Origin of the sequence: Mycobacterium sp. (assembly GCF_040398885.1) — a bacterium.
Taxonomy (GTDB): domain Bacteria; phylum Actinomycetota; class Actinomycetes; order Mycobacteriales; family Mycobacteriaceae; genus Mycobacterium.
On the sequence record NZ_JBBATF010000169.1, the window covers coordinates 1 to 6304 of the forward strand.

7 protein-coding genes are annotated in these 6304 nt (G+C 66.2%); all 7 read left to right on the top strand.

Translation table 11 applies throughout. The features are described from left to right. On the top strand, positions 1–846 hold an 846-nt coding region (locus ADBZ5U_RS13690; RefSeq protein ID WP_526811072.1), incomplete at its 5' end, for a cytochrome P450. A gap of 14 nt (positions 847–860) precedes the next feature. Then, positions 861–1865: an acyl-CoA dehydrogenase family protein gene (locus ADBZ5U_RS13695; protein ID WP_526811074.1), complete on the top strand. Its 1005-nt coding sequence runs from the start codon at positions 861–863 to the stop codon at positions 1863–1865. Positions 1866–1882: 17 nt separating this feature from the next. Continuing rightward, positions 1883–3046 carry an acyl-CoA dehydrogenase FadE29 gene (fadE29, locus tag ADBZ5U_RS13700; protein WP_526811076.1) on the top strand — a complete coding sequence of 388 codons (1164 nt, stop codon included), beginning with the start codon at positions 1883–1885 and terminating at the stop codon, positions 3044–3046. Beyond that, a complete protein-coding gene (locus ADBZ5U_RS13705; protein ID WP_526811078.1) occupies positions 3043–4002 on the top strand; it encodes an OB-fold domain-containing protein in 960 nt (319 codons plus the stop codon). Before fadE29 ends, ADBZ5U_RS13705 begins: the two co-directional genes overlap by 4 nt. A gap of 2 nt (positions 4003–4004) precedes the next feature. Then, positions 4005–4394: a MaoC family dehydratase gene (locus ADBZ5U_RS13710; protein ID WP_526811084.1), complete on the top strand. Its 390-nt coding sequence runs from the start codon at positions 4005–4007 to the stop codon at positions 4392–4394. After that, the gene (gene ltp2, locus ADBZ5U_RS13715) at positions 4394–5560 is read left to right on the top strand and encodes a 17-hydroxy-3-oxo-4-pregnene-20-carboxyl-CoA lyase (RefSeq protein WP_526811080.1); all 1167 of its coding nucleotides are present in this window, start codon (positions 4394–4396) and stop codon (positions 5558–5560) included. Before ADBZ5U_RS13710 ends, ltp2 begins: the two co-directional genes overlap by 1 nt. A gap of 137 nt (positions 5561–5697) precedes the next feature. Next, positions 5698–6141, top strand: coding sequence for a sigma factor-like helix-turn-helix DNA-binding protein (locus tag ADBZ5U_RS13720; RefSeq protein WP_526811082.1), 444 nt, complete (start codon positions 5698–5700; stop codon positions 6139–6141). Positions 6142–6304: the final 163 nt, after the last annotated feature.

The following is a 6304-nucleotide window of genomic DNA, read 5'->3' on the forward strand; positions in this document are numbered from 1 at the left end:
GCGACGAACATCGTCAAGACCGCTTCGGCGGGAGGTTCCGGGGACTTCGTGGAACAGGTGGCCTCGGAGCTGCCGCTGCAGGTGATCGCCGGGCTTCTCGGTGTGCCGCAGGAGGAACGCGCGAAGCTCTTCCGTTGGACCAACGAGATGACCGGCAACGAGGATCCGGAGTTCGCCGAGATCGACAGCCGGGCCTCCTCGGTGGAACTGCTCGGCTACGCCATGCAGATGGCTGCGGTCAAGGCGAAGGATCCCGGGGACGACATCGTCACCGCCCTGATCAACGCCGATATCGACGGCGAGAAACTGTCCGACGACGAGTTCGGCTTCTTCGTGCTGATGCTGGCCGTCGCGGGTAGCGAGACCACCCGCAACTCGATCACCCACGGGATGATCGCCTTCCTCGACAACCCCGCGCAGTGGGAGTTGTACAGACGTGAACGGCCGGCCACGGCGGCCGACGAGATCGTCCGGTGGGCGACACCCGTGACGGCGTTCCAGCGGACCGCCGTCCAGGACACCGAGTTGGGCGGGGTGAAAATCAAAGCGGGCCAGCGGGTGGTGATGTTCTACCGCTCGGCGAACTTCGACGAGGAGGTGTTCGACGCACCTCACAAGTTCGATATCCTGCGCGACCCGAATCCGCACGTCGGTTTCGGCGGCACCGGCGTGCACTACTGCATCGGCGCCAACCTTGCCCGCATGACCATCGACCTGATGTTCAACGCGATTGCCGACAACATGCCCGACCTTTCCGCGATCGGCACCCCGGACCGGCTTCGTTCGGGATGGCTCAACGGCATCAAACACTGGCGGGTGGACTACACCGGTTCGCCGTCTTCATAACGAAGGGAACCCCGGTGGACTTCACTCCGGAGCCGGAGCAGCAGGCCGTCGCCGATGTCGTCAAAACCGTACTCGGCCATGACAACAGCTGGGAGGCGCTGGTCGCCGGCGGGGTAACGGCACTGGGTGTGCCCGAACGCCTCGGCGGCGACGGTGTCGGACTTCCCGAGATCGCCACGGCCCTCACCGAGATCGGTCGGCACGCGACGGTGTCCCCCGCGCTCGCCACGCTCGGGCTGGGCCTGGCCCCACTGCTGGATCTGGCCACCGATGAGCAGCAGGACCGCTACCTCGCGGGAGTCCCCAAGGGGGCGATCCTCACCGCCGCACTCAACGAGCCCGGCGCCGCGCTGCCCGAACACCCGGCGGCCACTTTCAAGGACGGGCGGCTGACCGGGACCAAGGTCGCCGTTCCCTATGCGGGACAGGCGACTTGGATGCTGGTCAGCACCGACAGCGGCGTCGTCGTGGTGTCGCCCGACGACGACGGGGTGCGCGTCACGAAGACGCACACCTCGGCCGGTGGCGAGGAGTTCGCGGTCGAATTCCGGGACGCCGCCGCCGACGGGTTCCTCGAGGCCGCGAGCGTGCACCGGCTGAACCAATTGGCACTGGCCGGCGTCGGGGCGTACGCGGCCGGCCTGGCCGCCGGCGCGGTGCGGCTCACCGCGGACTACGTGTCCAGCCGGCACCAGTTCGGTCGGCCACTGGCCACCTTCCAGGCGGTGGCAGCGCAACTCGCCGAGGTCTACATCGCCTCCCGCACAGCGGGTTTGGCCGTCACATCGGTGGTGTGGCGGCTCTCCGAAGGCCGGGACGCCGACGAGGATCTCGACGTCATGGCCTACTGGCTGACCTCTCAGTTGCCGCCGGCCATGCAGACCTGTCATCACCTGCACGGCGGCATGGGCATGGACGTCACCTATCCCATGCACCGCTACTACTCGTCGGTCAAAGATCTCACCCGTCTGCTGGGCGGACCGGCACATCGGCTGGACCTCGTGGCGGATCGCCACTAAAACTGAAGCGGAGCGCAATGTATATAGAACTCACGCCCGAGCAGCGGCACCTGCAGGCCGAGATGCGCCAGTACTTCGCCACGCTGATCTCCTCCGACGAGGCCGAGGAGATGGAGGTCGACCGGCACGGCAAGGCCTACCGTGCGGTCATCAAGAGGATGGGGTCCGACGGCAAACTCGGGGTCGGCTGGCCTAAGGAGTACGGCGGCCTCGGCTACGGACCCATCGAACAGCAGATCTTCGTCAACGAGGCGGCGCGCGCGGACGTCCCGCTGCCGGCTGTCACATTGCAGACGGTCGGACCCACCCTGATGGTCTACGGCAGCGAGGCGCAGAAGAAGAAGTTCCTGCCCGCGATCCTGGCCGGGGAGGTGCACTTCGCGATCGGCTACTCCGAGCCCGAGGCCGGCACCGATCTGGCCGCGTTGCGCACCTCGGCCGTTCGCCACGGCGACGAATACATCGTCAACGGGCAGAAGATCTGGACCACCGGCGGCCATGACGCCGACTACGTCTGGCTGGCATGCCGCACCGATCCGGAAGCGGCCAAGCACAAGGGCATTTCGATCCTGATCGTCGACACCGACGATCCCGGATACTCATGGACGCCGATCATCCTCGCCGATGGCGCGCACCACACCAACGCCACCTACTACAACGATGTGCGGGTGCCGGTCGGAATGCTGGTCGGCGAGGAGAACGCCGGCTGGCGGCTGATCACCACCCAGCTCAATCACGAGCGGGTGATGCTCGGGCCGGCCGGCAAGATCGCCTGTATCTACGACCGCGTGCACGCCTGGGCGTCCAAGCCCGGCGGTGACGGGGTGACCCCCATCGATCGCGACGACGTCCACCGGGCGCTCGCCGAGATCCGCGCGATCTGGCGGATCAACGAACTGCTGAACTGGCAGGTCGCCGCGGCGGGGGAGACCGTCGACATCGCCGATGCCGCCGCCACCAAGGTGTTCTCCACCGAACGCATTCAGCGCATCGGCCGGCTTGCCGAGGAGATCGTCGGCAAGTACGGCAACCCGGCCGAGGATGAGACCTCCGAACTGCTGCAGTGGCTCGATTCGCAGACCAAACGCAGCCTGGTGATCACCTTCGGCGGCGGCGTCAACGAGGTTATGCGCGAACAGGTGGCGGCGGCCGGGCTCGGGGTGCCGAGGGTTCCGCGGTGAGCCCGGTCGAGGACATCCGACAAGCCGCCGAACGGATCAAAGCCGAGGGAAAGAGTAAGCCCCGCAAGGGTCGTCACCCGGTGAACCAGCCGATGGTCGACCACTGGCTGGACGCGATCGGCGACAGGAACCCGATCTACACCGACGTTGCCGCAGCCAAGGCCGCCGGCCACCCGGGTGTCGTCGCGCCGCCGGCCATGATCCAGGTGTGGACCATGGCCGGGCTGGGCGGGGTGCGGGCCGACGACGACCCGCTCAGCAGGATCATGAGATTGTTCGATGACAATGGCTACGTCGGCGTCGTCGCGACCAACTGCGAGCAGACCTACCACCGCTACCTGCGCCCGGGCGAGGAAGTCAGCGTCGCGGCGGAACTGACCGACGTCGTCGGCCCGAAACAGACTGCGCTGGGGGAGGGCTTCTTCATCACCCAGAAGATCACCTGGTCGGCCGGGGACGAACCGGTCGCCGACATGTTTTGGCGCATAATGAAGTTCAAGCCAGCCGCCCACTCGTCCGCATCGTCTGTGCCGCAAGACCTCGATCCGGACATGATGATTCGGCCCGCGGCGTCGCGCGACACCCGGTTCTTCTGGGACGGTGTCGACGCGCACGAGTTGCGAATCCAGAAGCGCCCCGACGGCTCACTGCAACACCCTCCGGTTCCCGCGGTTTGGCAGGACAAGGAGACCGCGATCGAATACGTGGTCGCCAGTGGTAACGGGACGGTCTTCAGCTACGTGGTTCACCATGCTCCCCAGATTCCCGGCCGGACAACGCCTTTCGTCATCGCCCTGGTCGAACTCGACGAGGGCGTTCGGATGCTCGGCGAACTACGCGGCGTCGACCCGGCAGGAGTCGAGGTCGGAATGCCGGTTCGCGCAACCTATATCGACTTCCCGGCCGGCGAGGGTGGACCGGCGTGGACCCTTCACGCATGGGAGCCTGCGTCGTGAACGTGCCGATTGTCGGCACCAAACTGCCGGAGTTGTCGTTGTACGGTGATCCGACGTTCATCGTGTCCACCGCGATCGCCACCCGCGACTATCAAGATGTCCACCACGACCGGGACCAGGCGCAGGCCAAGGGGTCCAAGGACATCTTCGTCAACATCCTCACCGACACCGGACTGGTGCAGCGCTACCTCACCGACTGGGCCGGGCCGACGGCGGTCATCAAGTCCATCGGGTTGCGGCTCGGGGTGCCGTGGTACGCCTATGACACCGTGACTCTCTCCGGTGAGGTCACCGCCGTCGAGAACGGTCTCATCACCGTGAAAGTTGTTGGAAGAAACAGCCTGGGCGACCACGTCGTCGCCACCGCGACGCTCACGAGGGGAGGTGCCTGATGCCCGGCACGCTGTCCGGCAAGGCGGCCATCGCCGGGATCGGGGCCACCGACTTCTCCAAGGACTCCGGCCGCAGCGAGTTGCGCCTGGCCGCCGAGGCGGTCCTGGACGCCCTGGACGACGCGGGCCTGACCCCCGCCGACGTCGACGGCATGGTGACGTTCACCATGGACTCCAACACCGAGGTCGCCGTCGCGAGGGCCACCGGAATCGGTGAGTTGAAGTTCTTCTCCAAGATCCACCACGGCGGCGGTGCGGCCTGCGCCACAATCCAGCAGGCCGCGATGGCTGTCGCGACCGGGGTCGCGGATTGTGTTGTGGCATATCGTGCTTTCAACGAGCGCTCCGGCATGCGTTTCGGCCAGGTGCAGCTTCGGCTGATCCAGGGTGCGGACTCGACCAGCGTCGACAACTCGTACTCGTATCCGCACGGGTTGTCCACCCCGGCCGCGCAGGTCGCCATGATCGCCCGGCGCTACATGCACCTGTCGGGCGCGACCAGCCGCGATTTCGGTGCGGTCTCGGTGGCGGACCGCAGGCACGCCGCGAACAATCCGAAGGCGTACTTCTACGGAAAACCGATCACCCTCGAGGACCATCAGAAGTCACGGTGGATCGCCGAGCCCCTGCGACTGCTGGACTGCTGCCAGGAGACCGACGGCGGTGTGGCGATCGTCGTGGTCTCCGCCGAACGGGCCCGCGACCTCAGGCACCGGCCCGCGGTCATCGAAGCCGCTTCGCAGGGATCGAGCCCCGATCAGTACTCGATGGTCAGCTACTACCGCCCGGAACTCGGACTGCCTGAGATGGGCCTCGTCGGGCGGCAACTGTGGGAGCAGTCGGGCCTGACGCCGGCGGACATCCAGACCGCCGTGCTCTACGACCACTTCACCCCTTTCGCGTTGATCCAATTGGAGGAGTTGGGTTTCTGCGGCAAGGGCGAAGCCAAGGACTTCGTCGCCGGCGGCGCCATCGAGATCGGTGGACGGCTGCCCGTCAACACCCACGGCGGGCAACTCGGCGAGGCCTACATCCACGGGATGAACGGGATCGCCGAGGGGGTCCGGCAGTTGCGCGGCACGTCGGTGAACCAGGTCGACGGGGTCGAGCATGTGCTGGTGACCGCGGGCACCGGTGTCCCGACGTCGGGGCTGATCCTGGGCTAGTTTCGCCGCGGGCGTTCGGCACTCGCTCCATGGGTTTAGGCCCACCTCGCTCCAGTGATCCATTTACACACACCCATCCGGCGTTATCGGATGGTGAAGCGACGCCGGAGTGAAAACCAGCCAGGGGGGCCGTATTGATGAGTGGGACCAAGCAGGCCGAACGGTGCACCGACGTATCGTCGGCAATCGCGGATCTGACGACACGCATCGGCAGGTGCCCGAACGCGACCGAACTGGCCGCCGATCTCGGGATCGATCGCGAGGAGTTGATCGACGAGGTCCTGAGGATCGGAGCGCGTGTGGACGGGTCCTTGCACAGAACAGGCAACCGAGAGGACCTCGACGATCCCGAACTGGCCGAGAGAATCGCGCGTTCCGAATATGAACTGGCTAAGTCGATTAACGTCGCCGACCTGAGTTCCATCCTGGACATGTTGTCCACCGAGGAGCGATCGGTCGTAGTAATGCGATTGTCGAATGCGCAAAGCCAGTCGGAGATTGCCGAGCGCCTGCAACTCTCGCCGCAAGCTGTCACTGCGATCCTGGCTCGGGCACTAGCGTTCATCCGTGACCGGATCTAGGTTCAGGATGCGGACTCCGCCGAAACCGGCCTGGATGATCCGGCCCGGAGGATTGGTTGCCGAACCGGCCGGCCGTCCCAGACAGCCGACCGGTTCGGCCCCGGCGCTTCTCAGCCCAGGCCGGCTTCGGTGGTCGCGGAGCGGAATCCGGTGTGGTAGATGA